This window comes from Clostridium sp. FP2, assembly GCF_011065955.2.
GTDB classification, from domain to species: domain Bacteria; phylum Bacillota; class Clostridia; order Clostridiales; family Clostridiaceae; genus Clostridium_AD; species Clostridium_AD tagluense.
In genome coordinates this window covers 1,742,216-1,766,535 of sequence record NZ_JAAMNI020000001.1, presented here as the reverse complement: position 1 = coordinate 1,766,535, position 24,320 = coordinate 1,742,216, and the positions used below count along the sequence as shown (strand labels likewise).

The window sequence follows — 24,320 nt, the reverse complement described above, 5'->3', positions numbered from 1 at the left end:
AAATAAATTACTTCTAAAAATCATTAAAGTAGGATATAATAATTACGAACTTATGTTCTAATATTAAAATATAATACTTAGCAGAAAGGAAAATATTTATGAGCAGACTCATATTTCATATAGATGCAAATAGTGCCTATTTATCCTGGGAAGCTACCTACAGGCTTCAACAGGGAGAGCAATTAGATCTTAGAACAATTCCATCGGTGATAGGTGGAGATGAAGAAAGCAGACATGGAATAGTTTTGACAAAATCTATCCCAGCTAAAAAGTTTAATATACAGACTGGAGAAACCTTATATAATGCCAGAGCTAAGTGTCCAGAGTTAGTAATAGTACCTCCGAGATATTCATTATATATGCAGTGTAGTTCAGCAATGCATCAAATATTTCAAGAATATACGCCACAAATTCAAAGATTTAGTGTAGACGAAAGCTTCCTAGATTTTTCTAACATGGAGCATTTATATCCAAACTATATGGAACTAGCTGAAACTATAAAAGAGAGGATAAAGAAGGAACTTGGGTTTACTGTAAATATAGGGATATCTAATAATAAGTTGCTTGCAAAAGTTGCATCCGATTTCACCAAACCCGATAGAATACACACATTGTTTCCTCATGAAATTAAAAAGAAAATGTGGCCACTACCTGTTGAAGATATGTTTATGATAGGTCGAGCGACATCCCCTAAATTGCACAATCTAAACATTAATACTATTGGCGATTTGGCACAATATGATATACGAATATTAAAGAATAAACTAAAAAGTCATGGGCAAGTAATTTGGAACTATGCAAATGGAATTGAAACGTCAGACGTTAGAAAAAGCAATCACATTGAAGCAAAAGGGATAGGAAATTCTACGACTATACCGTTTGATGTAGTAGATTCAGATACGGCACATAAAGTTATATTATCTCTATGTGAAACTGTAGCTATGCGTTTAAGGGATTCTCAGAATTGCTGCACTGTAGTCTCCGTTAGCATTAGAGGAAGCGACATGATATCTTATTCTCGTCAAAAAAAACTAGTTGTAGCAACTGATTCAACTATGAAGATTTATGAAATAGTTTGTTTTTTATTTGATAGTGTGTGGAAAGGAAATCCAATAAGGCATTTAGGACTGAACATATCAGATTTTTGTAATAACGATTTTTACCAAAGTTCTCTATTAGACACTTTTGACTATGAAAAAGACAGTAAACTAAATAAAGTAATCGATGGAATTAGATTAAAATATGGATGTAAAGCTATTAGTAAGTCTTGTTTTCTCAATTCTGGATTAAGTGCTATGTGTGGAGGTATAGGAGAAGAGGGTTATCCATTAATGTCATCTATTTTATAGGAGTGATAACATGAAAATTGTAGCAAAACCAATAGGAGTGGTCTCGTGGACTGACGTAAATGGCAACATAAATCCTGTAAGATTTCGGATTACGAATGAAGATGAAAGTTATTCTGTTATAAAAATAGATAAAGTTATTTGCGTAGATAAAGAAAAACTGGCAGGAAATAATATGCTAGTATATAAGTGCCAAAGCGCAATCGATGGAGTCGAAAAGCTATATGAGATAAAATACGAGTTCAATAGTTGTAGATGGATATTATTTAAAATTTGATGTATAATAGTTTAATGATATTTGACAAAATGGAGGACATATAATGAAATTAATGTGTAAATGTGGAAACATAGAAGATATAAAAACTGATGTAAATATTGAAAAGTTTGAGTTTAGAAGTTGTGAAGATGGTATATTGGTATTAGTTTGTAAGAAATGTAATGAGGTTGTATTTATCAATTTAAAAAATAGTTCGAAGTTCTGAGGGAATCCTTAGGGCTTTTTTATTTTTGTTCATTTAGAATTCAGTTAAAAGTGGAATTATCTTCAATATTATGAGAAACTTTACCCTTCTATCAATAAAACGTTTTATAACATTTAAAATATAGATCTTAAATTACGGATATAAATAATAATACTGCACCTAGGGGGTAACCTAGTGCAGTATTGTTTTCGTTAGCTATCAAATAAAAGGATTGGTATTTAAATTATAGACTATTTAAACAATATTATACACTGTATCGAACAAATTAAAGGAATTATTTAACAATTGCATAGCGGTTATCTTTAAAATTAGGGAGAACTCATTAAACACATTTTAAACGTTAAGAAATCATATAACTGATATCTTATCACAGATCGCTATATATTCACCACAGAGCCAAATGATCGATTAAGGAATGTCACTTGAGAGGGTGCTAATAGCAAGAGAATTTCAAGTTAACAATAAAATAAATATACACAGTGTCAAAGTAATATATTGATTGTATTGTTAAATTTTTAATAATATAGTAAGATAATCTTATAATTTATTTTTAAATGGGGGGCGGAATAAAAATGGAAACTAAGTTAGACCTGAATAAAACAGAGACTAAGCTAGAATCAAATAGAATGGAAACTAAGTTTTGTAAATTTTGTGGAGAGAAAGTAGCTATGGATGCAGTGATATGCATTAAATGTGGTAGACAGATTGAAGAATTTAAAATGGGAACACAACAAGCACCAGTTCAACCTCAACAAATAATTATTAATAACGCTAACACTAGTGCAAATAGCAATGTTAGTACAAATAACGTCAGTGGAACACCTGTGGGTAATCCAAAATCCAAGATTATGGCTTTAGTTTTATGCATATGTTTGGGTTGGGTTGGTGGTCATAAATTCTATGAAGGTAAATCATTAATGGGCATTATTTATCTATTTACATTTGGACTATGTGGTATAGGAATAGTTTTAGATTTTTTAGCATTGCTAGCAAAACCAAGTACATATTACATATAGTAAAATTAATAAACAAATAATCTTATACAGTTATGGAAGGGACGTGTTTTAAAATGTATATGTTTTTAGGAATTATATCTATAATGACATTTTTAATATTTATGGGAATAAGCATTATGTCTATATTTAAACCAAAATTGAGAAATAAAAAATTCTATATTGCTTTACCATTAACATTTATAATGTTTTGTACTTTTGCTGTTTTAGACAGTAATAATGATGAGAAAGTAAATGCTTCAAATAAACAATTAGCTTCAAAAGTCGAAGAAAAGAAAGCTGACATAATTCCAGTAGTTTCTAAAACTAAAACTATTAAAAAGGATAATGAATTAGTTGCAGGAGAGTTAAAAGTACATTACATTGATGTTGGCCAAGCTGATTCTATCCTTATTCAACAGGGATCCAATTCTATGCTTATTGATGCAGGGAATAATAGCGATGATAAATTAGTAGTAGACTATTTAAAAAAACAAGGTGTTGAGAAGATTGATGTGCTAATAGGTACTCACACAGATGAAGACCATATCGGAGGATTAGACACAGTAATTAAGACTTTTGACATAGGTAAGGTATATATGCCTAAAGTTACTAAAACAACTGATACATTTAAAGATGTAGTTACCGCAATTAAAGCTAAGAATATGAAAGTATCTGTACCGAAGGTAGGAGAAACATTTAAGATAGGAAATTCAGAATGTACCATTATAGCACCAAATGCAGAAACATATGAGGGCTCTAATAATTATTCAATAGTCACTAAGCTTAAATTTGGTAATACAAGCTTTATATTTATGGGTGATGCTGAATCAATTTCAGAAGGTCAAATACTTCAAAAGCAATTGGATATAAGTGCAGATGTAATTAAAATAGGTCATCATGGTAGTAAATCGTCTACAGGACAAAAATTTTTAGATACTGTTAATCCTAAATATGCTGTAATAAGTGTTGGTAAGGGAAATGATTACGGCCATCCTACACAATTAACAATGGACAAGTTGAAAAATAAAAATATAGTAGTATACAGAACAGATGAAAATGGTACTATAATTGCTACGTCGAATGGTAAAGATATTAATTTTAATGTAAAACCTGCAAGTTACACTGGTGTTACTGAAAAGGTAGCGGTTAAAACTACTACCAAGAGCGCAAATATGAATAGTGTTAAATCAGCTTCAACTAAAGTAGCTGCACCTAAAGTAATTCAAGAGGTTCCAAAACAAACAAATAGTGGCACAATGGTTTGGTTGTCAGCGACAGGGAATAAGTATCACTCGATAAACAACTGTGGTAGGATGAACCCTGATAAAGCTAGGCAAGTTACTTTAGACGAAGCTAAAAGTAGTTACAGCCCATGCAGTAAATGTGCCCCACCACAATAATGATGCACTTAATATTTATAATGGGATGATTACTATTGATACAGAAGAAACTGAAAAATTAACTGAAATTTTCGGGGAATAGAATAAATCTACGTGTAACCGTTGAGGTTGTTTTAGCGATATAAAAAATAAGGTATATAGATTACAAATTAATGTAACTTATATGCCTTATTTTTTATATTTTACTCTCCCCTTCTTATTGTTTTACTGTTTTCTTTCGACCTAAAATTATTAAACTGATAATATTGACTTATTCCATTCAGATTGAGTCCCATCTTTATAGCTTATAATTATATTATCCATATCAACTTCTATTTTACTTATATCCTCTTTAATATCGTCCTCATTTAAAAGTCGTCTTTTATAAGATAATTCTTGATGTAAAGAAATTATATTTATAAGATCACTTTCGTATATAATATTTCTCTGGCAATAATTTGAGCCATAATTCTTATATCCTGAGCAGAGATAAATATATTGAGAATGATCATTCTTGAAATTAAAGTTCTTTCCACATTTTTTACATTTTATTAAACCTTTAAATAAACTCATACGCTCTCCTCCTTATTATAAATAATAACATGTTATGTAATATTTTTAAATAAATTTTAAAAACTATATACTTTTCATTCGCATTTATTTATAATGATGATATAGTTATATAAATAAATGCTACTTTAATAAGGAGAATACAAATGAGCAAAACAACTAAAAACCCTATTGTCATAGAGGCTAAAAGAGAAAAAACTACAGGTGAACCTTCAAATCAAAATAAAAAAAGAGTTTGTGCATATTGTAGAGTAAGCTCTCAGTCAGAAGAACAAGAGAATAGTTTCGATGCCCAGGTAACACATTATAACGAATATATTCAAAGTAAGAGTGAATGGGAATTCTTAGGTATATATTCAGACGAAGGCATTTCAGGTACAAGCACATCCAAAAGAGTCGGATTTAGACAAATGCTATTTGATGCTAGCAACAAAAAATTTGATATGATTATATGTAAGAGCATTTCCAGATTTGGAAGGAATACAACAGACATCCTATCAAGTGTTAGGCAACTAAAAGATTTAGATATTGCAGTCTATTTCGAAAATGAAAATATCAACACTTTGGAGTCTGCCGGAGAAATATTTCTTACTATATTTGCAAGTCTTGCACAAGATGGAAGCCGTCAAATAAGTGAGAGTGTTCAATGGGGAAATGATAAAGCTTTTAAAAAAGCAAAAGTATACGGAAATCAAAATATTTTAGGGTATAATATTATTAAAGGCAGCTTGATAATAGATGAAGAGCAAGCGAAGACTGTAAAAAAAATATTCGGGCTATACCTTGAAGGATATGGAGTTGTTAGAATTGCAAAATATTTAGAAGCAAATGAACATAAAACAGCTTTAAATAAAGAAAAATGGCATCCAACAAGTATATTAAATATTTTAAAAAATGAGAAATATGCGGGAACTTTATTAACTCAGAAATACTTTACAACTGATTATTTGAGCCATAGAAAATTATCAAACAATGGAGAAGTTAAACAATATCTTTTTGAAGATAATCACGAAGCTATAATTTCGAAAGAAGTTTTTAGTAACGTCCAGTTAGAATTAGAAAAAAGAGCTAAAATGCAACAATCTGAAAATGGTAGAAGGACAAAACACAGCAACAAATATCCTTTAAGCGGTAAACTAAAATGCCAAAATTGCGGAGAGGGATTCCGTAGAACCATTTGGCATAAAGGAAAGACTTATGAAAATGTGGTTTGGCAATGTATTGGTTATTCTTTAAAAGGAAAAGACTATTGTAGTACTGGTGCAATTCCCCAAAAAATTATTTATGAAGCTATGAAATTGATTGTTAAAGATATGCAAGATGACCAAACGTTTGAAGAATCTTTAAATAGAGTAATCAATGCTTTAAATAAAATGTTAAAAAATACAAGCCATGAACCAGAGATAGCTTCTATCCAATCTCAAATAAACAATTTAAATGCTGAATCAAAAGAATTACGAAAAATGTTGATGAAAAAGCAGATTACCGAAGACGAATTTGAAGAAGACAGAGAAGAAATAAAAAACCAAATTATTAAACTTAATGCAGCATTAAGCGAATTACAAGAAACCCAAAATAATTTTGGCACTAAAATAAAAGGTTTAGAAACCTTTAGAGGAATTTTAAAGAAAAAACTTGATGATGAAATGACTACATACTCAATTGAAGATTGTATTGAGCAGATTGTTGAAAATATTACTATAAAGGATAAAAATAATTTTAAAGTCTATATAACCAATGACATATCATATATTTGTAGTAACACTGGCACGCATTTAAATATATCAAGTCCCCTGGAGAGGATTTAAAGCCGCTAACATTAATTTAAAAGAGCTTATTGATAAGGATATAAAAATTAATACTAAACTTTATCCTAGAGTACAGGAAAAACCTGATCCTAATATTGATTTTAGAAGAGTACCTAATCAAGATGTATTTTTTAGTAGATACTGTATAAGTTTAACCACTGAAATTAAATCTAGAAATGATGAAAATCTAAAAGAGTGGCAACCTGGTGATATTGTGGTATTTACAAAAGGGTACGAACACGTTGGTATTATTTCTGATAAAAGAGATAAAAACGGGATTCCCTATGTTATTCATAATACCAAGCCCCATGCTAGTACAAAGAACCTTTCTTACTTTACATCTCCTATACATGCTCATTATAGATGGAAATTTAATTAGTTGAAGTCGAAACATACCCACCATTATTTCCAAAGAAAACACTTGTCCAACCATTGGAATAACTCTTATCAATTTTGACGTTATCTCCTTTGTGAAGTTCTCCTATTTGAGAAAATCCAGTGCCTTGTCCACTACGTACATTCAAAGTCATAGCAGTAACATTTTTCCACACTTCTATTGTATTTGTAACTGGCTCATTATGATTGACTGATTTCCCTGTTATACCTTTTACAATACTTCTCGCTATTTTATCAGCAGAATATAGTTTCATATCAATATTATAATCACAAAGTATGGGTTCTACGATACATGAGGTCATAGATGTTTTTCTAATTTCATTCAATCCGCGTTCATCTATTTTAGCGCCTCTATTCTTCAATCCTAATGTTTCCAACTTATTACATATGTTAGTAGCTATAACCCCATCTTGTGTATTTCCGTTGCTATGTAATACTTCATATCCTTGAGATAATTACTAATGGTGCATATTCTCTTATTAGAACATACTCGTCTTTTATACCTGTTGATGCAGTATATTGTCCATGAAAAAAGCATTAATGTATTTATACAAATGAGCAATTTGGCGGCTTGCTAATAGCATACGTTTCAACTTGTATATTTCTTTGTTTTTAGTGTCATTTTCGATTAAGCTACATATTATATACTGTCGAAGGACAAGGAGTGATGTTAATGTCAAAACATGATGATAAAGATTGTTGTAAAAAAGAACCACAATTTCACGACCATGAATTTGAAGGAAGCGTTAGAGTAGCTGAATTAGGTACAGCTGATGCTCATAATCATAGATTTGCTGGAGTATCCAGTCCTGCAATACCAGTTGAAGGTGGACATGTTCATAAAGTTAAAACAAGAACAGACTTTTTTGATCACTTTCATATAATTGAAGCAGTTACGGGTCTACCGATACCTGTTGGTAATGATGGCAAGCATGTCCATTTTGTAGAGGCTGAAACTAATGTCGTTGATGATCATTTCCATGAGTTAATATTTGCTACACTTATAAATGCTCCAATATTTGAAGAAGAATGCTAGTATAAAATGTAGTTGGGTTAAGGCATTGCTTTAAAACGCAATGCCTTCTTTTTCCCTTTAAAATAAATTAAAATTAAAGCTCTATAAAAATAAGCTTTAAATGAATAATAAACCTTTAATTTGATTTGGAATTTTACATTTTGTAAAGGTTTTAAACTTGAAGAGATTGGTACTACTCTATGTTTCCCAGTTTTTAATGCTCATTATAGATGAAAATTTAATTAGTATGTAAATACTATAATTCCTTCATTACAATAACATGTAAATTATTGTGATTTTATAGTTGAATAAAAGGCAGTTCCTAAAATTTCTCTTAACCATTAATAAATAATGTGTGAGATATTGCAGTAAAAATATATCCCTAGGTTTAAAAATAGGTTTTATTAAAAACAAAAAAGGAATTAATACAAGTATAGCTTAATTTCAAGTATAAATAATTTGTTTTATGGTCACCATACTAAAGAATATTTATTAAAGGAGATGTCTTTTATGAGCCAAAACAAAAATATTAAAGAGAAAAACCAAAACACTATTGCTAACAGCGAAGATAGTAAAAATGCCAAAAACGGATATATGAGCAACGGAAATGCTAGCAAAACAGCTGCACAGCAAGGAACTAAAAACAAATACTAGGGAATATTAAATTATTAAAAATCAACAAACAAAAACACAGTAGATTTTATACTTGCTCTACTGTGTTTTTTGTTTGTAAAAATCCACCTGACTTAATATTTTTTTAGATTATTAAAGCTTCCCACTCCGACCTCAATATTCCATATAAATACATATCATACCTTCTGCCATCTCTATGAATAAATTCCCTATAGACCCCTTCTCTTTTAAAGCCTAATTTTTCATATAGCTTTATAGCAGGTTCATTGTACTCAAGCACAGTAAGCTGTATTTTATGAAAGTTTAGTTCCTCAAATCCAAACTCCATAGTTAATTTAAGGGCTTCCATTCCATAACCTTTACCCCTATGTTTTTCTCCACCTATTCCTATATATATTAAAGCGGTTCCATTATTCCAAGATATATCTTCAAATCCTGTAACTCCAATAAATTCTTCTTGATGAAGATTTTTAATAGCAAAAATATAAGCTCTATTAGATTTTTGTGCTTCACTAACTAATTCTTTTACCTCTTCTATGGTTTTAGGAATTGCACTTACTATATCATAATGACGCATAAAGGACGCATCATTATACCACTTTTGAAATTTTAAAACATCTTCCTCATTTATAGACGTAAGTTTTACTTTTTCACCAATCAAAAGATTTTTCATTTTATTATTACCCTCCCTCTAGCTTTAATTCCATATCTCCTAACCTTGAGTGCTGAAATATGGTTAACTTTATCCTTAAAAAAATAGACTAGCTATATGCTAGTCTATTTTTTTAAACATCACTTACTAAACATTTAGAAAAACTAAAAATATATTTTTTCTCTAGTTTGAAGGGGTGATAAGATAGTTTGGATTTTCGTAGACCTGCAATTCCTAAGTCTTGTTCCCTATTAATTATCTTAACATCACTAAAACATCTATCAACAAAAGTTTTGTTAATAAAGCTGTAGACGCCGCTATAATCCATATCTGCCTTTTCTATATGAATTACTGCCAAATTATCATTTAGTTTTTCTCCTAAACTAAAAGCAACTATTTTTTCATCTACGTAAACAGCAATTCCTTTAATGTTTACAATTTCAATATTTTTGAGAAGATCTTTTATTCCCTGTAATTCGTAATAAAGCATATCATCATCTTCTTCATTAATAGCATACCATTTTTCTGCAGCCACTATTACATCACTTATAACTTGTTCCCCTTTAATGTCTTTAACTTCATATTTATAACTCTTTATAAAAGAATTGTAGTGATTCTTTTTACCATGGAGCTTCTTGCCTGAAAGCTTTATAAGTTTTTCAGCTTCATATAAATAGTCAAAGTTATCTCTATCTTCTTTTATACAAATATCCCTAACATCATCATATATGTTACTTATCTCTTCCATAAAGCCTTCATCAAGATCTTTAAATAAGTAGTGCATATTATTTTCTGTCTTATAATCCATTAGTGCATCTATTATCTCTTTAAGATTTTCCTTGCTATAGCCCAAAGGCTGCATAAAATAGTATCTTCCTTCAAAATCCTTTTTCTTTATTATTAGAGCCCCTTTATGAATAGTAAAACAAATATCACAAGCCTCTCTCCATATATATAAAGTTGTAAAAGAATATTCACAACTTAGAAATTTATATGGATATATAAATTTCTCTAAAGTACCTTTATCTTCTATTGTAAGTCTTTTAAAAATCATCATATCAACCTTTCCCCTTAGGATATACCATAAATATCATTATATTTTAATCTTATTTATAATTTTATACTGTTTGTTCATTTTTTGCAAGTAGATACTTATATGAACCATAGTTACTAAAGGTATACTTATAATGATATCATAGTAGAATTCTTTTCTATAGTTATATTAACCACATTTTTAAATAAAAATGCTACATAATAATATAATATGATATAGTATAAAAATATGATATCATACTGTTATATGAAAAACATGTGGTTTTTAACTTAAATTGTTTTAACTTGTTAAGATCTTAGGAGGTGATGCATAGTTGAACAATATTTCTCTCATATTAGCTTTTTCAGCGGGACTACTTTCTTTTTTATCTCCCTGCGTTTTACCACTAGTGCCAGCCTATATCAGTTATTTAACGGGAACAGCTGTTAATGAATTAGATGATAAAAAAGCTAAATTAAACATATTATATAAATCTTTTGGATTTGTCATTGGTTTTTCTATTATTTTTATTTTAATGGGAGCTTCTATAACAACCCTTGGCAAAATTTTCATTTCAAATCAAACCATTTTTAGAAAAATCAGTGGTTTACTAATGATAGTATTCGGTCTTCATACCATTGGCCTATTAAAGATTAAACTACTTTATAGAGAAAAAAGATTTTTCTCCTTTAACAAAGCTAGTGGCAAGTTTGGTTCTATACTCATGGGTATGGCCTTTGCTGCTGGTTGGACTCCTTGCATAGGACCTATTTTATCTTCCATTCTTATGTATGCTAGTAGTTCTGAAACCATAGGAAAAGGAATCCTTCTGCTTTCAGTCTATTCCCTAGGTCTTGCTGTTCCTTTTATATTAACAGCACTTGCTATAGGTAGCTTTACAAAGCATAAAAATGCTATTTTTAAATATTTACCTGTAATATCGGCTATAAGTGGAATACTATTACTTTTAATGGGTATATTGATTTTCACAAATAAAGTTAACATTTTAAGCCGCTATTTAGATTTCTTTAATTTTTAACTTATAATTTAACTGATTGGAGGATTAATATTGAAAAAAATAATTTTACCACTAGTAGTTGTTTTAGTATTTGGAATAAGTATTTATACTGTAGTAGATTACAATAAAAACAAATCTAAGGATTTAGGAATAACTACTACAGAAAAGGATTCTGTTTCTAGCAAGGATTCTTCTTTGGGCAAAGATTCTTCTTCTAGTAAGGATTCTTCCACGGTGAAAAGCTCTGATGCGAGTAATATCGCTGCTTTAAATTTTAAACTTAAAGATTTAAACGGTAAAGATGTGTCCCTTAGTGATTTTAAAGGTAAAAAAGTATTTCTGAACTTTTGGGCAAGTTGGTGTGGTCCTTGCAAAGCCGAAATGCCTACTATTGAAAAATTGTATCAACAAACAAAGGATTCTGATTTAGTTATTCTGACTATAAATATTGGTGAGGACAAATCCACAGCAAAATCTTTTATAGATAACAATAAATATAATTTCACTGTTTTAGTAGATTCAAATCAAAATGTAGCCGCACAATATAATATTTCCGCACTTCCCACTTCTTTCTTTATAGATAAGGAAGGCAATATTGTCTCCACTATAAAAGGTGGCCTGACCCTGGAAGAAATGAAAAACAATATTAGTAAATTATAAACTTATTTTTACAAAAATAATTAACCCTGCTGAAAATTTAAAATAATTTTCAGCGGGGTTATAAACTTATATTATGATTTTCTATGCAATAAATCTATTTATAAATATCAGAGAACTCTATGTTTAAATTTTCTTTATGGTTTGTTTCAAATACCTTTTTATTTTTAAGATTATCTTCTTCTTGATTCATATCAATTGTTCTAACTGGTAGCATTATTATAAATTCGCTTCCTAATCCCTCAATACTCTTTGCATGGATTTCCCCATGGTGCATTTCTACAAGAGACTTTACTAAGGCTAGTCCTATTCCGCTACCTTCATTCTGTCTTGATGTGGACTTATCAATTTGAGCAAAACGTTCAAAAATAAATTCTAACTTATCTTTTGGGATTCCAATTCCTGTATCCTTTATAGATATTTCAATAAAATCACCTTTATCATATATATTAACTAGAATACTTCCATTTTCCTCTGTAAATTTAACTGCATTAGATAGTAAATTTAACATAATTCTTTCTATTTTTTCTTCATCAAATGCAATGGTCTTTTCTTCTACATCAGTATCAAATATAAGGGTTATTCCATTGTTTTTTATATACTCAGCTACAGACTGCGATATTTCCTCTACAACATAGACTATGTCTCCATTTTTTAATTGAAGGCTTATGTAATCTGCCTCTATTTTAGTTGTATCTATTATATTATTTATAAGTCTAAGTAACCTTAAGGAGTTTTGATTCATGATATTAATATAATACTTTATCTTTTCATCCCCTAGTTTTTTTGATCCATCAAGTGATCTTATTAATTGTATTGTGCTACAAATTACATTTAGAGGCGTTCTAAGTTCATGTGACAAATTAGCAAAAAATTCTGTTTTGACCTTATCATATGCCATAAGTTCTTCAACCCGTTTACTAGTTTTTGCACTTTGAATACTAAGCTGCTTAACTTGGTTATTAGCTATTCCAAGCTCATGTACTAAGGATAATTCTTGCCTTACTGAATGCTTTAAAGTTATCAAAGTATTTATTCTACACATTAGCTCATTCATATTAAAAGGTTTCCTTAAATAATCATTTGCACCACATTCAAAAGATATAACCAAGTGCTCTAGGCTACTATCCGCAGTCATAATTAACACTGGCAATTCAAAAATGGAATGTTTTTCCCTAATAATCTCACATACTTTATAACCTAAAATATCTGGCATCATCATATCAAGAATTACCAAATCCAAATCTGCATCCTCCCCTACTATCCTCAATGCTTCTATGCCGGAAGACGCTTCTAAAACTTCAAATGTGTCCTTTGATAAATAATTTTTTAATACCTTACGATTGACATACTCATCATCGACTACTAAAATTCTATATTTATCACTGCTTGTTAATTTTATATTTTCATTAATAATTTTTCTCTCATGCTCCAAGGATATACTTACTAAATTAGGTTTTAACTCTAAGTGCTTTGAATATTCGGCTACTATTTCTAAATTATTTTTATTTTGGTGACTTTCCTTTGTATTAGCCCTTAGGTCCTCTTCCGTACATAATGGAATAGTAAAGATAAATTTACTTCCTTTTCCTATAGTTGAGGAAACTGATATAGTACCACCTTGTATTTGAATAAGTTGTTTAGTTACATAAAGTCCTACTCCAGTACCACCATATTTTTCTGAAATTCCATCCACCTGCTCATACCTATTAAAAATCTTATGAAGCTTCTGCTCTGGAATTCCTATTCCTGTGTCTGTTATACAAATCTCAATAAAAGAATTCACTTTAGCATAAGACAATGTTATCTTTCCTGCATGTGTAAATTTTATAGCATTGCCCAGTAAATTATATAGAATTTGCTGTATTCTATCTTCATCCCCAAATACATAAGGTGCATCTTTGTCAATCATATTGGAAAAAATAACATTTTTATTATTTAGAGCCATTCGGCTAAATTTTATTACCATCTCAACCACATTACTTATGTTAACTGGTTTCCTATGTAATACAATTTCATTATTTTTAAGGTTAGAAAATGTCATCATATCATTGACCAAGTTAGATAATCTTTTAGCACTAGAGTTTACCAAAAATAAATCCTCTCTAAGCTCACCATCTAAATTGCCGCCTTTATTAGTAACTATTCCTTCTGTTAAACCAATAATTCCATTCAATGGAGTTTTTAGCTCATGAGAAGTTACCGCAAGAAAATCATCTTTTAGATCGTTTAAAGATTTAAGTTTAGCACTAATATTCTCAACACTTGAAAGCTCATTAGCTTGGTGCTTTGCTAAAACATAGTAATTTACTATGATGAATATTAATATGCCAAGGGATGCAAATGAATCAGTAAATATAATACTGTATTCATACAATATATCGTTAATTCTTGTAATAAAAAGTGCAAACAAGCCTACCACAACTATATAGTCAGTTTGTCCCCGCTCTATGTATATTTTAGAAATTTTGCACATCATATAAAATATAGATAGCAGTGCAAATGCTTCAAAAGGCGCTATATAGTATAAGTAATATTGAACGGGAATGAAAATTACAATTAATGTATAAATTAAAGCTATATAATTAGATGTTTTAACTAATTTAGGTGATATTATTTTTTCGTATGATTTATCTATACACAAAATAATAAAAGGAATATATGAGTAAAAGGTCCATATCTTTATTTTTGTAGAAAAGATATAATTAAAATTGGGTAATAGTGAAATTAAGAATCCTTCACCAATAAATAACGTTCTAATGGCAATTATTACGCAAATCATTGCAAAATATAATTGAGCCTTGTCTTTTCTTCTATTAATAAAAACTCCAAAACTATATATAGCAGCCATTATGCAACAGCCAAAAAGAAATAGACTTAAGGCTATCTTTTTCTCTCTCATAACTGTAATTTCTTCTGATTTCCCCAATACTATTGTATCTACATATCCATATACATTATAAAAATTACTAACCCTAAGTACTAAATATGTTTCTCCTTTTTCTACATAAAAAGAGCCTATAGCTGGAGCTAATCGTGGAACCATTTCATTTTTAGCTTTCCCCACCTGTCCAACAGAGGTTATTAATTTATTGCCAGCCCAAAGTTCATATGCATTTTGTATAAAATCTATCTTTATTGAATAAAGCTCATCTTTATTATTCATAAGTAGCTTTAATCTATATGTACAATATCCCTGATTACCGAAAATGCCTGGTAAATGTTCGTAACTAGGATTTTTTTTAGCACCTCTTTGAAAATCCTTAGGCAAAAGTAATTGATTATCATAAAACTCCCATCCTCCATTAAGTTTTATCATACCATCCTCTTTAAAATCCCAATTTCTCAGGTCTAGTACCCCATTCACTGCCAAGGGCACATTCTTTTCTGTATGACTAATTTCACTACTCCCTTTAATCATTGTAATAATAATAATTAAAGTTATTGCTAGTAAAATAAATAACTTAATTTTATGCGACTTAGTCTTCGGCATGAATTAGCTCCTTTTTAATTGTGCTTTATAGTAAGGTTTACAACTATATATTCACATATATAATAACATATAAAGTGATATTTCATATACTGTATATACTATATATTCCCTTCATTTGATAAATATCAACAAAAAAACATACTTAATTGCATTAATTTTGGTTTTTTAGAGAATAACATATCATAACTATAGGAAATTCAAATAGTTAATATGTTACTTATCAGAAAAATGAATTAGTATATTTTGTCGTAATATGATAGAATTTTTCTGCTTAGGAGGGATTATTATGAAAAAATTTACAAAACTTACGTTAGCTACTCTTATTACTGTAACTACTGCAATGTCTTTTATTGGGTGTTCAAATAATAAAGAGGTAAAAAAAGACACGACAACTAATAGTGCATCAGGGATTAAATCTATAAGCACTAAAGATTTAAAAGACAAACTAGGAAACAAGGACTGGGTAATAGTGGATACAAGATCAAATGACGCCTTTAATGGTTGGAAACTAGATGCTGTGGTACGTGGTGGACACATAAAAGGTGCTACGGATTTTTCTGCTAATTGGTTAAAGGTAGAAGATAAGGAAAAGGATAAAATTTTAGAAAAAGCTTTAAAAACAAAGAATATTTTAGGAGATAAGAATGTTGTACTTTGCGATGCAAACGGAAAAGATACACAGGCCGTTGCAGCATACTTAAAACAAAAAGGAATAATAAATATTTATACATATGATGTTAAACAATGGGCTGCTGATAATAGTCTTCCAATGGAAAGCTATGCAAACTATCAAATGTTAGTTCCACCTTCATTTGTAAATGACTTAGTTAATGGTAAAAAACCAGAAACTTATACTAATGATAAATATAAAATTTTCGAAGTTGCTTGGGGCGAAGCATCTAAAGATAAGGATTACGTAAAAGGACATATAAAAGGTGCAGTGCACATAAATACAGACGAAATAGAATCAGCTCCACTTTGGAGTATTAACTCTGATGCTGCTCTTCAAACATTTGCAGAAAAAAACGGATTAACTCCAGACACAACAATTGTTCTATACGGACCTGACCCAATGGCATCTTTTAGAATTGCTGCAATAGCAAAGTATATCGGTGTTAAAGATGTTCGAGTTTTAAATGGTGGAACCGCTGCCTTTAGAAATGCTGGTTATGAAACAGAAACAATTTCAAATGCAAAAAAACCGGTAAGTTCTTTTGGCGCTAGTGTACCAGTAAATAAGGGATATATAATAGATATAAACAGTGCAAAAGAAATATTAGCGGATAAAGCTGGTAGTAAGCTTGTAGATATAAGAAGCTGGGATGAATATACTGGCAAGATATCTGGTTATAGTGATTTGAAATTCATGGGAAGACCAGCTGGATCTACTTGGGGTCATGCTGGTAGCGATGCAAATCATCTGCAAGATTATAGAAACATAGATAACACTATGCGTAATAAAGACGAAATACTAGCTATGTGGAAAGAGCAAGGAATTACTCCAGACCAAAGACTTTCCTTCTTCTGTGGTTCTGGTTGGAGAGCCGCTGAAGTTCTAACCTATGCTGATATAATTGGACTAAAAAACATTTCATTATACAGTAATGGATGGTATGAATGGAGCTCGAGCCCTAAAAACCCTGTAGAAAAAGGTGAGCCAAAAACTAAATAATAAATATAACACAAAAGGGCATATTTAAAATATTGCCCTTTTGTGTTATGATTTAATAGCAAACATAATGTAATGAGAAAGGTGCAATATATGAAATTTTCTACAAACACAATACTTAATCGAATAATTACTCTATTACAATTACTTATATTAGTTCCACCTTTGATGCTACAATACTTGTCGGATAGAAAAATGGGAGTCATGAGATATTTAGTTTTTAAAAAAGATGTGTTCTCAAAAGAAATTTTCACTTCTAGTTTCACATTTGCTTATCGAAGTTTATTACTTTCAGGAATAATTTTTTGTATTATTTTTTTAATATATTGTTATACTAAAAAAACAAAAAATTCACTTATAAGACCTATAAGTACTCTTCTTCTATGGGATTTAATCTGTCTATTTTATGTATTTTTTTATAAATCTCAACTACTTCTAACTTATCACTTTTTTTTAATAGCTTTTTTTATAATTATAACTTTGCAGTGTGTAAAATTAATTTTCATGTCACCATATAATAAATCGGCAAAAAAAACACTTTTCTAATTTGTACTGGGCTTTAAATAAATGTACATGTATACAATATAATACAATATTTAAAAATATTAATGATAAATTTATTTGAATATCCCTCATTTTATGATATAATTTTTTTAGGTTATATCTTAAGGAGTGTGAACATATTATGGACCCCGATGGTACGTGGCAAATTTTATCTTTAGTGATTTTATTAGGATTTTCAGCCTTTTTCTCTTCCTCTGAAACTGCACTTATGACTTTAAGCAAAATCAGATTAAGGCACATGGTAGAATCAGAAATTAAAGGTGCTGCACTAATAAATAAACTACTTAAAAATCCAAGTAAACTCTTAGGCGGTATTTTGGTAGGAAATACAGTGGCCAATATCGGTGCTTCTGCACTAGCAACTTCCTTGGCCATTAAATATTTAGGACCCTCTTTAGGGGATTCTGCAGTAGGTATTGCAACCGCTATAATGACAATTTTTGTATTGATTTTTGGTGAAATAACACCGAAGTCATTAGCTGCACAAAATTCCGAAAAAGTTGCTTTAAAAGTTGCTCGTCCAATAAGTCTAATTACCTTCATTTTAAATCCACTTATTACAGTATTAATTTATATTACAAATGCAATTATAAAAATACTAGGTGGAGAAATTGGTAAGCAGAGACCCTTTATTACTGAAGAAGAATTAAAAACTATGGTCAGTGTAAGCCATGAAGAAGGGGTTTTAGAAGGCGAAGAGAAGCAAATGATTTATAATGTATTTGAATTTGGAGATTCACAAGCAAAAGATGTTATGACTCCAAGAACTGATATGATTGTGGCAAATGTAACCTCCACTTATGAAGAACTCATAAGAATCTTTAAACAAGAACAATTTTCTAGGGTTCCTATATACCAAGAAACTATTGATAATATTATTGGAGTTCTATATCTTAAAGATTTAATTTTCTTCGAAAATGAAATAGAAGAATTTACTATAGAGAAACATATGCGTGTACCTTATTTTACATACGAGTTTAAAAGCACTGTGGATTTATTTGCTGATATGCGGTTAAAAAGAGTGCCTATAGCTATTTTATTAGATGAATATGGTGGTACTGCCGGTCTTGTAACAATTGAAGATTTAGTAGAAGAAATTGTTGGAGATATCGACGATGAATATGACGATGATACTGATCAAATTGAAGTTGTCAAAGAAGACGAATTTATTGTTGCTGGTAATACTAGGATAAACATGGTTAATGAAATGATAGGCCTAAATATAGAGTCTGAAGATTTTGATACCATAGGTGGTTTTGTTACTGGAATACACGGACGTCTTCCAAATACAGGTGAGACAATACTTTATAATGATACAAAATTCATTATACAAAACACCAGTAAAAATCGTATAGTAAAACTAAAAATCATAACTTAATATATTGAAAAAAGTATGTAGCACATAATGTTATTATGTGCTACATACTTTTTTTTAGAAAATATAAAATATTTTCTAATAACGGCTAGTCAGTATTCCAGTCTATTTTTTCAGAGGATTAATAAGTATATTAGCATTTTAATTAGTTAAAACTATATGTACCATGGAGCAATTAAAGTTTACTTAATTACTATCTATTTATAAAAAACAATAATTGAAGGAGGGTTTATAATGAATAAGTTCCAAGGAATGGTGGAAGATGCAATGCGATCAATAGATGAGTCAAATTCTTTTAAATGTAAAACACGAAATGATTTAAAAAAAGTAGCAAAAGCACTAGTTGAAACCAAGGGAGACATACCAGATTTTAAAAAATATGATTTAGCTTCTAAACATTGGAAGAGTGCTAAAAAATTTATTTAACGACATTTTTATTGATGAAAGCATAGAAAAATCACTAACTTTTTAAAAGCACTTAAAGTTGGCTATTAAACCAATTTTAAGTGCTTTATCATTTCAATTTAAAAAACTACTATAATATCTTTCTAGGAATTTCACCTTTTATTTTCTTTTCTATAGAATCTAAAATAAATTTATCCTTTGGAGCTGCAAATAAATATGTATATCCTTCTTCTCCAGCTCTTCCAGTTCTTCCTATACGATGTATATAGCCCTCGGCAGTTTCAGGTATATCGTAGTTATAAACATGACTAACTCCATTTATATCAAGACCTCTAGCTGCAACATCCGTAGCAATTAAATATTGTATATCACAATTTTTAAATTCTTTCATTATTTTTTCTCTTTTTGATTGAGTTATATCTGAATGTAGTTTTTTACAATTATAACCTTTTTTATAAAGAGCCATTTCAAGATCATCCACTCTTCTTTTAGTTCTACAAAAAATAATAGCCATAAATGGATTATCTTCATCTAAAACCTTGCATAAATCTTCTTGCTTTCTTCTATCTGTGGTTTCTATTAAAAATTGTTTTATATTTTTAAGAGTTGTTTGTTCCTTTTTAATAATTACTTCTTTAGGGTCATTCATATACTTATATGCCATCTTTTTCACATCTGAACCCATAGTTGCCGAAAAGCATAATGTCTGTCTGTTTTTGGGTGTTTTTTCTATGATATCTTCAATATCATTTTTAAATCCCATAAGGAGCATTTGGTCTGCCTCGTCTAATACTAAGGTCCTCAGCTTATCAAGTTGCACTGTACCTCGCCTTAGATGGTCTATTAATCTTCCTGGTGTTGCAATGACTAAGTGAATATTTCCCTTTAGTTTTTTTAATTGCACTCCTATATCCTTACCACCATAAGCAGCCAAGATATTTAAATTTTTACCTTCTGCAAGTTTCTTAGCTTCGCTAGTTATCTGTATTGCAAGTTCTCTTGTAGGTGTAACTATTAATCCTTGAATTGTATTTATATCAGCGGACATATTGTCAAACATCGGAAGTAGAAACGCAAGCGTCTTACCTGTACCCGTTTGAGCCTCCGCTATAACATCACTACCATCCTTTATTAATTGGATACTTTGCTCTTGAATTGGAGTTGGCTCAGTTATTCCTTGAATTTTGAGCACGCTTAGAATATCTTCATTAAGCCCTAATTTTTTAAATTTTATCATTCTTATTTACCTTTCTATTTTAAACATATTTTTGTTATTTTATTATACCATTGGTGCCACCCACGTTGCAAGTGGCACAAAAAAACAGCCAATCCATTTAGATTGACTGTTTTTTTAAAAGTAAGCTGTATAATTTATTTTTTTAATTCTTGAACTCCAGTGACTTTACTTTTATCATCCATTTTAAATGTAGATTTAGCTTCAGCTGTAGTAAAATATATATTTCCTTCTACCGTAGTATCTTTTAACTGAAAGTTGCTTGCTGAAACATAAAGGTCACCCTTAAAAGTTCCATGCTCTATGCTGCCCATAGGACTTTTAAAAGTTAATTTTGGCGCAGTCAAAGTAAATCTAGCAGTTACGACATGCTTATCATCTTGTGTATATAGAGCTATCTTACGTTGTATAAGTTCTTTCCCACTAGCATCTTTTTTGCCATTTTTAAACTCCCCCTCAACTACAAGGTCCTTATTAATAGCTAAATCCTTTAAAGTTGCAATAATCCATGTACCCTTACTGCTTATTCCATTTTCAAAAGCTGCTTCAGTATTTACTAATGATGCTGTTGTTACTACATCAGTTTTGGTTGTTGCGGGTGCTACTGTTTCTGTTTTTGCTGGTGCTGGTGTTGCTTCTTTTTTAGCACCACATCCTACTAGTAAAGTAGCACCTACAGCTAATGATAATATTATTGCTTTAATTTTCATGTGAATACCTCCATTAATATTATTTTTTTAATATGTCATATTATTCAACGAATTCAGTATATCATATGTGATAAAAATATAACAAGATAAAATATGAATTTTATGTAAGTATATGTAAGTACAAAATGAACAAAAATATTAAATTCTATTTTAATACTAACTATTTTATATAAATACGTTTTTATGCAATATTATTTATGATATCTTGTATTTATAAATTGCATACTTTACTATCTTTTCAACAATGATATACTTATATATAATAAGTCAATAGTTAGATAAGACTATAATTTCATATTTTTCAAATAATTTATTATTAGACTATATAAGAAAGAGGCGATTAGCAATGTCAAAGTTATTTAGCAATTTTAAAATAAAAGATATGGATTTAAAAAATAGAATAGTCATGGCACCAATGTGCATGGATTCTTGTAATGATGAGGATGGACTCGCAAACAACTGGCATTTTGTACATTATTCAACTAGGGCTATTGGTGGTGTGGGGCTTATCATCGTGGAATCCACAGGAATTGAGCCTGGTGGACGTATAACTGATAATGATTTAGGTATATGGTCTGAGGAACATGTTAAAAATTTATCAAATATAGTAAATGAGTGTCATAAATATGGTGCAAAAATAGGCATTCAAATTAATCATGCTGGAAGAAAATCTGAAACTCTTTCCTATCCAATTGTAGCTCCAAGCCCTATAGCCTTTAATGAACATTATAGGCTACCTAATGAAATGACAAAAGACGATATTAAAAATACTATAATTTTATTTAAATCTGCTGCTAAAAGATCATTAGCTGCTGGTTTTGATTTATTGGAATTACATGGTGCCCACGGGTACTTGATAGGACAATTTTTATCCCCTTTAACCAATAAAAGAAAAGATGAATATGGAGGTTCAAATGAGAATAGGGTACGATTCTTAAGAGAAACTATAGATGCTGTAAAAACTGTTTGGCCTCAAACTAAACCATTACAATTAAGAGTCTCTGCTGAAGACTACGCTGAGGGTGGAAACACTGCAAAGGATACAGCAACACTTATAAATCTAATAAAAGATATGGGCATAGATATAGTGAATGTTAGTTCTGGTGGAACAGTACCTGCAAGAATATCTACCTATCCAGGATATCAAATTTGTTATTCCGAAATAATTAAAAACCAATGTAATATTCCAACTATAGCTGGTGGCCTTATAACTTCCCCCTTAATGGCAGAAGAAATCTTAAACAATAAAAGAGCTGATCTGGTATATTTAGGTAGAGAACTTTTAAGAAATCCTTATTGGGCATTTATTGCCGCTAGTCAATTAGGAGAAAGTATAAAATGGCCTATTCAGTATGAGAGAAGTAATATAGTAAGTAAAAATGGATTTTAGACTAAGATATATTTTAAAAACTACCAAAGTGTGATTATACACTTTGGTAGTTTTCTATGTTAACCTAAAGACTATTGTTTTTATGATTCCATAATTCAAAAAATATTAAATACTATTACTAAAAAGTCTTTCCTTCTGAAATATCGTTAAATAAATCTATTAGTATTTCTTTTTCACCACTAGCAAAATCATACATATCCAATTCTCTTTCAGTAATCCACTTAATTTGATTTATGTCCTTGTGCTTATTTATATAGTGTTTAACCTTGCCAGTATAAACCAATAAAGTATCTCCACTGTCTTTATCTAAAACATATTCTTTAAATGGCGCAAGATCAAATATAGTACAATTTAAATCTTTATCTATTGTTTTAGTAACACATTGTTCCGAAGTTTCCTTGCCTTTTATATCTTTACCAAAAATACTCCATATCTTTTGTAATTTCTTTTTACCCCTAGCTGCAATGAGCACACCATTAAAATCATCACAAATTATTATTGAACATTTAACAATTTTCCCCATGTTAGTTCCCCCTTAATATAAACTTATTCCTTTTCTTATTTTGTCCAAAGCTATGTAATTGTTAGAAATATTATAAAACACATTCATATAAATAACAAGTCTGAACCTTATATATATAAAATCAAAAAAACTTTTATTCCATATGGATTTCATGTATACTGTTTTATTTTGTGTCAATAATTGTAATATATGAAGATACATGAAAGGAATAGGTTAATGAAAAATAATATTAATTTAAACAATAATGATACTCTAGCTCGCGAATATATAGAAAGAGGCAAAGGGCTTTTTAATGATGGAGAAATTGAGAAAGCCTTTAAAGACTTTGATAAAGCCATTTTTTTAAATAATGAATATGCACAGGCCTATCTTGTGAAAGGTCAAGCTCATATTGATATGTATGAAGCCTGCGAAGCGGAAAAATGCATAAAAAAGTATCTAAAACTAGTTCCTGGTGATGCAAAAGGCTATTGGAAGTTAATTGACATACATGATTTAACTGGTGACTTTGATAAATGCGTTTACTATTGCGAAAAGCTTCTTGAAATGGATGCTTCAAATATAAACATATATTTTAAAAAAGCAGAGTTCTTAGCTCTTCTTAATGATTTTAGAGAGGCTTTAGAATGCTTTGAAACTTGCTTAAACCTGTGTCCTGATTTTTATGAGGCACTATGTGGTAAAGCTAGTATGCTACTAGCACTTCGCAATAAAAAAGAAGCTCTTGAAATATATAATGAGGCAATTGAAATTGATATAAGTAAAAGTGCTGCCTACTTTGGAAAGTCTGAAGTATATATGGCTATGGGAAATAACATAATGGCCTTACGATTTGCAGAAATAGCCTATGAAATAGAACCTGATAATGAATGGTATAAATGTCATTATACTGTATTAAAAAACATGACTATAGATGTTAAATAACCAAATGCTCCCATTTGTGAAATGGGAGCATTTTATAAATGCATTATGC

24 protein-coding genes are annotated in these 24,320 nt (G+C 29.9%); 16 read left to right on the top strand and 8 right to left on the bottom strand.

Annotated elements, in window-relative coordinates; genetic code table 11:
* Positions 1 to 98 precede the first annotated feature (98 nt).
* The 5 genes from G9F71_RS08160 to G9F71_RS08140 all read left to right on the top strand — a co-directional run bounded on the left by G9F71_RS08160 (position 99) and on the right by G9F71_RS08140 (position 4,223).
* On the top strand, positions 99 to 1,349 hold the full coding sequence (locus G9F71_RS08160; RefSeq protein WP_164948756.1) for a DNA polymerase IV: 1,251 nt from the start codon (positions 99 to 101) through the stop codon (positions 1,347 to 1,349).
* 10 nt (positions 1,350 to 1,359) lie between these two features.
* Complete coding sequence (locus G9F71_RS08155) at positions 1,360 to 1,623, top strand: hypothetical protein (protein ID WP_164948755.1); 264 nt, start codon at positions 1,360 to 1,362, stop codon at positions 1,621 to 1,623.
* A gap of 43 nt (positions 1,624 to 1,666) precedes the next feature.
* Positions 1,667 to 1,828 carry a hypothetical protein gene (locus G9F71_RS08150; RefSeq protein ID WP_164948754.1) on the top strand — a complete coding sequence of 54 codons (162 nt, stop codon included), beginning with the start codon at positions 1,667 to 1,669 and terminating at the stop codon, positions 1,826 to 1,828.
* A 572-nt stretch (positions 1,829 to 2,400) separates the two neighbouring features.
* The gene (locus G9F71_RS08145) at positions 2,401 to 2,844 is read left to right on the top strand and encodes a TM2 domain-containing protein (protein WP_202017915.1); all 444 of its coding nucleotides are present in this window, start codon (positions 2,401 to 2,403) and stop codon (positions 2,842 to 2,844) included.
* Positions 2,845 to 2,897: 53 nt separating this feature from the next.
* A complete protein-coding gene (locus tag G9F71_RS08140; RefSeq protein ID WP_164948753.1) occupies positions 2,898 to 4,223 on the top strand; it encodes a ComEC/Rec2 family competence protein in 1,326 nt (441 codons plus the stop codon).
* A 231-nt stretch (positions 4,224 to 4,454) separates the two neighbouring features.
* On the opposite strand, the gene G9F71_RS08135 is transcribed toward G9F71_RS08140, so the two are convergent.
* Positions 4,455 to 4,775 (bottom strand): zinc ribbon domain-containing protein, encoded by a 321-nt coding sequence (locus tag G9F71_RS08135; protein WP_164948752.1) that lies wholly within the window; start codon positions 4,773 to 4,775, stop codon positions 4,455 to 4,457.
* A gap of 143 nt (positions 4,776 to 4,918) precedes the next feature.
* Between G9F71_RS08135 and G9F71_RS08130 the strand changes: the two genes are divergently transcribed.
* Positions 4,919 to 6,580 (top strand): recombinase family protein, encoded by a 1,662-nt coding sequence (locus G9F71_RS08130; RefSeq protein ID WP_164948751.1) that lies wholly within the window; start codon positions 4,919 to 4,921, stop codon positions 6,578 to 6,580.
* Positions 6,552 to 6,959, top strand: coding sequence for a DUF1287 domain-containing protein (locus G9F71_RS08125; RefSeq protein ID WP_164949018.1), 408 nt, complete (start codon positions 6,552 to 6,554; stop codon positions 6,957 to 6,959). The genes G9F71_RS08130 and G9F71_RS08125 overlap by 29 nt, the downstream gene beginning before the upstream one ends.
* On the opposite strand, the gene G9F71_RS27570 is transcribed toward G9F71_RS08125, so the two are convergent.
* Complete coding sequence (locus G9F71_RS27570) at positions 6,952 to 7,353, bottom strand: SH3 domain-containing protein (protein ID WP_164948750.1); 402 nt, start codon at positions 7,351 to 7,353, stop codon at positions 6,952 to 6,954. The genes G9F71_RS08125 and G9F71_RS27570 overlap by 8 nt on opposite strands.
* Positions 7,354 to 7,649: 296 nt before the next feature.
* Between G9F71_RS27570 and G9F71_RS08115 the strand changes: the two genes are divergently transcribed.
* Together G9F71_RS08115 and G9F71_RS08110 are read left to right on the top strand one after the other, a co-directional pair.
* Positions 7,650 to 8,012 (top strand): YmaF family protein, encoded by a 363-nt coding sequence (locus tag G9F71_RS08115; protein ID WP_164946347.1) that lies wholly within the window; start codon positions 7,650 to 7,652, stop codon positions 8,010 to 8,012.
* A 489-nt stretch (positions 8,013 to 8,501) separates the two neighbouring features.
* On the top strand, positions 8,502 to 8,645 hold the full coding sequence (locus G9F71_RS08110) for a hypothetical protein (RefSeq protein ID WP_164948749.1): 144 nt from the start codon (positions 8,502 to 8,504) through the stop codon (positions 8,643 to 8,645).
* 103 nt (positions 8,646 to 8,748) lie between these two features.
* Here G9F71_RS08110 and G9F71_RS08105 read toward each other — a convergent pair whose 3' ends face one another.
* Both G9F71_RS08105 and G9F71_RS08100 read right to left on the bottom strand, forming a co-directional pair.
* Positions 8,749 to 9,297, bottom strand: coding sequence for a GNAT family N-acetyltransferase (locus G9F71_RS08105; RefSeq protein ID WP_164948748.1), 549 nt, complete (start codon positions 9,295 to 9,297; stop codon positions 8,749 to 8,751).
* Positions 9,298 to 9,409: 112 nt separating this feature from the next.
* The gene (locus G9F71_RS08100) at positions 9,410 to 10,333 is read right to left on the bottom strand and encodes a DUF2156 domain-containing protein (RefSeq protein WP_164946352.1); all 924 of its coding nucleotides are present in this window, start codon (positions 10,331 to 10,333) and stop codon (positions 9,410 to 9,412) included.
* Between the two features lie 310 nt (positions 10,334 to 10,643).
* Between G9F71_RS08100 and G9F71_RS08095 the strand changes: the two genes are divergently transcribed.
* Together G9F71_RS08095 and G9F71_RS08090 are read left to right on the top strand one after the other, a co-directional pair.
* Positions 10,644 to 11,348, top strand: coding sequence for a cytochrome c biogenesis CcdA family protein (locus tag G9F71_RS08095; RefSeq protein ID WP_164948747.1), 705 nt, complete (start codon positions 10,644 to 10,646; stop codon positions 11,346 to 11,348).
* A 30-nt stretch (positions 11,349 to 11,378) separates the two neighbouring features.
* Positions 11,379 to 11,987: a TlpA family protein disulfide reductase gene (locus G9F71_RS08090; RefSeq protein ID WP_224626260.1), complete on the top strand. Its 609-nt coding sequence runs from the start codon at positions 11,379 to 11,381 to the stop codon at positions 11,985 to 11,987.
* A 94-nt stretch (positions 11,988 to 12,081) separates the two neighbouring features.
* Here the strand turns inward: G9F71_RS08090 and G9F71_RS08085 are convergent, their stop codons facing one another.
* On the bottom strand, positions 12,082 to 15,477 hold the full coding sequence (locus G9F71_RS08085) for an ATP-binding protein (protein ID WP_164948746.1): 3,396 nt from the start codon (positions 15,475 to 15,477) through the stop codon (positions 12,082 to 12,084).
* 286 nt (positions 15,478 to 15,763) lie between these two features.
* Between G9F71_RS08085 and G9F71_RS08080 the strand changes: the two genes are divergently transcribed.
* The 3 genes from G9F71_RS08080 to G9F71_RS08070 all read left to right on the top strand — a co-directional run bounded on the left by G9F71_RS08080 (position 15,764) and on the right by G9F71_RS08070 (position 19,511).
* Positions 15,764 to 17,149 carry a sulfurtransferase gene (locus tag G9F71_RS08080; RefSeq protein WP_164948745.1) on the top strand — a complete coding sequence of 462 codons (1,386 nt, stop codon included), beginning with the start codon at positions 15,764 to 15,766 and terminating at the stop codon, positions 17,147 to 17,149.
* A 682-nt stretch (positions 17,150 to 17,831) separates the two neighbouring features.
* Positions 17,832 to 19,088: a hemolysin family protein gene (locus tag G9F71_RS08075; RefSeq protein ID WP_124999716.1), complete on the top strand. Its 1,257-nt coding sequence runs from the start codon at positions 17,832 to 17,834 to the stop codon at positions 19,086 to 19,088.
* Positions 19,089 to 19,319: 231 nt separating this feature from the next.
* Positions 19,320 to 19,511 (top strand): hypothetical protein, encoded by a 192-nt coding sequence (locus tag G9F71_RS08070; protein ID WP_164948744.1) that lies wholly within the window; start codon positions 19,320 to 19,322, stop codon positions 19,509 to 19,511.
* A gap of 109 nt (positions 19,512 to 19,620) precedes the next feature.
* Here the strand turns inward: G9F71_RS08070 and G9F71_RS08065 are convergent, their stop codons facing one another.
* The gene (locus tag G9F71_RS08065; protein WP_164948743.1) at positions 19,621 to 20,727 is read right to left on the bottom strand and encodes a DEAD/DEAH box helicase; all 1,107 of its coding nucleotides are present in this window, start codon (positions 20,725 to 20,727) and stop codon (positions 19,621 to 19,623) included.
* A gap of 134 nt (positions 20,728 to 20,861) precedes the next feature.
* A complete protein-coding gene (locus G9F71_RS08060) occupies positions 20,862 to 21,434 on the bottom strand; it encodes a hypothetical protein (protein WP_164948742.1) in 573 nt (190 codons plus the stop codon).
* 346 nt (positions 21,435 to 21,780) lie between these two features.
* On the opposite strand from G9F71_RS08060, the gene namA reads away from it, so the two are divergent.
* The gene (namA, locus tag G9F71_RS08055) at positions 21,781 to 22,824 is read left to right on the top strand and encodes an NADPH dehydrogenase NamA (protein ID WP_164948741.1); all 1,044 of its coding nucleotides are present in this window, start codon (positions 21,781 to 21,783) and stop codon (positions 22,822 to 22,824) included.
* Positions 22,825 to 22,942: 118 nt separating this feature from the next.
* Here the strand turns inward: namA and G9F71_RS08050 are convergent, their stop codons facing one another.
* Entirely contained in the window at positions 22,943 to 23,347 is a 405-nt protein-coding gene (locus G9F71_RS08050) for a hypothetical protein (RefSeq protein ID WP_164944871.1), read from the bottom strand.
* Between the two features lie 216 nt (positions 23,348 to 23,563).
* Here G9F71_RS08050 and G9F71_RS08045 point away from each other — a divergent pair, with 216 nt between their 5' ends.
* Entirely contained in the window at positions 23,564 to 24,271 is a 708-nt protein-coding gene (locus tag G9F71_RS08045) for a tetratricopeptide repeat protein (protein ID WP_164948740.1), read from the top strand.
* The last annotated feature ends 49 nt before the right edge of the window (positions 24,272 to 24,320 follow it).

Coding starts and splice junctions, on each gene's coding strand:
- G9F71_RS08160 (WP_164948756.1), top strand. CDS start 99: ATGAGCAGACTCATATTTCATATAGATGCAAATAGTGCCTATTTATCC.
- G9F71_RS08155 (WP_164948755.1), top strand. CDS start 1,360: ATGAAAATTGTAGCAAAACCAATAGGAGTGGTCTCGTGGACTGACGTA.
- G9F71_RS08150 (WP_164948754.1), top strand. CDS start 1,667: ATGAAATTAATGTGTAAATGTGGAAACATAGAAGATATAAAAACTGAT.
- G9F71_RS08145 (WP_202017915.1), top strand. CDS start 2,401: ATGGAAACTAAGTTAGACCTGAATAAAACAGAGACTAAGCTAGAATCA.
- G9F71_RS08140 (WP_164948753.1), top strand. CDS start 2,898: ATGTATATGTTTTTAGGAATTATATCTATAATGACATTTTTAATATTT.
- G9F71_RS08135 (WP_164948752.1), bottom strand. CDS start 4,775: ATGAGTTTATTTAAAGGTTTAATAAAATGTAAAAAATGTGGAAAGAAC.
- G9F71_RS08130 (WP_164948751.1), top strand. CDS start 4,919: ATGAGCAAAACAACTAAAAACCCTATTGTCATAGAGGCTAAAAGAGAA.
- G9F71_RS08115 (WP_164946347.1), top strand. CDS start 7,650: ATGTCAAAACATGATGATAAAGATTGTTGTAAAAAAGAACCACAATTT.
- G9F71_RS08110 (WP_164948749.1), top strand. CDS start 8,502: ATGAGCCAAAACAAAAATATTAAAGAGAAAAACCAAAACACTATTGCT.
- G9F71_RS08105 (WP_164948748.1), bottom strand. CDS start 9,297: ATGAAAAATCTTTTGATTGGTGAAAAAGTAAAACTTACGTCTATAAAT.
- G9F71_RS08100 (WP_164946352.1), bottom strand. CDS start 10,333: ATGATGATTTTTAAAAGACTTACAATAGAAGATAAAGGTACTTTAGAG.
- G9F71_RS08085 (WP_164948746.1), bottom strand. CDS start 15,477: ATGCCGAAGACTAAGTCGCATAAAATTAAGTTATTTATTTTACTAGCA.
- G9F71_RS08080 (WP_164948745.1), top strand. CDS start 15,764: ATGAAAAAATTTACAAAACTTACGTTAGCTACTCTTATTACTGTAACT.
- G9F71_RS08075 (WP_124999716.1), top strand. CDS start 17,832: ATGGACCCCGATGGTACGTGGCAAATTTTATCTTTAGTGATTTTATTA.
- G9F71_RS08070 (WP_164948744.1), top strand. CDS start 19,320: ATGAATAAGTTCCAAGGAATGGTGGAAGATGCAATGCGATCAATAGAT.
- G9F71_RS08065 (WP_164948743.1), bottom strand. CDS start 20,727: ATGATAAAATTTAAAAAATTAGGGCTTAATGAAGATATTCTAAGCGTG.
- G9F71_RS08060 (WP_164948742.1), bottom strand. CDS start 21,434: ATGAAAATTAAAGCAATAATATTATCATTAGCTGTAGGTGCTACTTTA.
- namA (WP_164948741.1), top strand. CDS start 21,781: ATGTCAAAGTTATTTAGCAATTTTAAAATAAAAGATATGGATTTAAAA.
- G9F71_RS08050 (WP_164944871.1), bottom strand. CDS start 23,347: ATGGGGAAAATTGTTAAATGTTCAATAATAATTTGTGATGATTTTAAT.
- G9F71_RS08045 (WP_164948740.1), top strand. CDS start 23,564: ATGAAAAATAATATTAATTTAAACAATAATGATACTCTAGCTCGCGAA.